General features: G+C 34.1%; 2 protein-coding genes. Both read right to left on the bottom strand.

Annotated features, from left to right (window positions below):
- Positions 1-58 precede the first annotated feature (58 nt).
- Entirely contained in the window at positions 59-649 is a 591-nt protein-coding gene (locus KA828_RS11995) for a replication protein (protein ID WP_204184969.1), read from the bottom strand.
- A 57-nt stretch (positions 650-706) separates the two neighbouring features.
- Positions 707-847 carry a ribbon-helix-helix domain-containing protein gene (locus tag KA828_RS11990; RefSeq protein ID WP_031917823.1) on the bottom strand — a complete coding sequence of 47 codons (141 nt, stop codon included), beginning with the start codon at positions 845-847 and terminating at the stop codon, positions 707-709.
- Positions 848-1248 lie beyond the last annotated feature (401 nt).

Genomic DNA, 1248 nt, shown 5'->3' with positions numbered 1-1248 from the left:
AATACCCTTGTTGGGGGTAAATGCTAAAGCAAAAAGCTAGCCATAACGGCTAGCTAATTCATTTGTTATCTTTTATTCTATGTCTTCTAGATTTTATAAACGTATTTATAGCAAAAGTACCATTATCAGCTAACAAAGGGAACCAATCATCAAATCTATGCTCCATAGCATAAATCCATAGTTCTTCGTATTCTCTTATGTCATTTTCAACTATAAAAGAAGTCATTTCTTTAAACATCTCATATCTACTTGCAGACGTCGGTTTTAACATCTCTAGAATGTCTGCTCCACCATGAGCAATCATATCTTCACGATCATACTGATATTTCTCAGGATTATCCATATGCAACATATATCTAACAAGACCTTTAGCAGAACCACACTTTTGTGGAACAGTCGCGTTTATTCTTTCGGTCAATTCTAATATCTGATTATAACTTTTAACACCATCATACATAACCAATATATGCTTATGAGCCTTTTTTATCTCTCCATTTGGATTAGTATCCTTATCATGTAATGGAGATTCAACCCATTGTATATGTTCATCATCTAATATATCTCTCCAACCTTCAGAAACACTTTCTGGGTAAATTACAAACGTCCAATTTCTAGTTCTTACATTACCTTGTGATGCTTTATTTACCATGATATAATTACCTCCGAATACAAGTTTATGCTGCCATAGCCACATGGCAGTATTTTTTTATCTATTTTTATGTTTTTTATCAAAATCTTGCAAAGCCAACGCAATTACCGCACTTTTTGAAACTCCTAAATATTTCGCCAATTCATCTAACTTTTCCGACATCTCATCTTTCAAAGTCACTTGCAATCTTTTACTCATAATTGTAACCACCTTTCAACTATTACAGTCAATAATACACAAAATAACATCATAATTCAATCGTTTATACACAAAAAGTGACCGTGAACAATGAACAACACTGGGGGGTCGTAGTACCCCAGTGTTGAAAACCTAAAGTCAAAACCCACCATATTATTACTTGTAATAGAATTTCCTTTTGACTTCACGATATCGAAAGTAATGATTTGGATTGGTTGTTAACTTGGATTAATCCAAGTTACAACTGCACCAATCGCCACTTAAGTGGCTATCATTATTTCTTTGTTCGTCAAAAGTATTTCTCCTATCACAAGTAATAATATGGTTTGGCAAGCGTCGTATTTGCTAGCCACTTCATTCGCTTACGCTCATTTCGTTCTGCAAATACCCTTGTTGGGGGT

This window comes from Staphylococcus sp. GDY8P85P (assembly GCF_017892405.1).
Taxonomy (GTDB): Bacteria; Bacillota; Bacilli; order Staphylococcales; family Staphylococcaceae; genus Staphylococcus; species Staphylococcus borealis.
The sequence above is the reverse complement of the archived record's forward strand: the minus strand, read 5'-3'. Positions and strand labels throughout refer to the sequence as shown.

Bases quoted from the DNA above. Each gene is read 5' to 3' on its own strand.
- KA828_RS11990 (WP_031917823.1), bottom strand. From the start codon at position 847: ATGAGTAAAAGATTGCAAGTGACTTTGAAAGATGAGATGTCGGAAAAG.
- KA828_RS11995 (WP_204184969.1), bottom strand. From the start codon at position 649: ATGGTAAATAAAGCATCACAAGGTAATGTAAGAACTAGAAATTGGACG.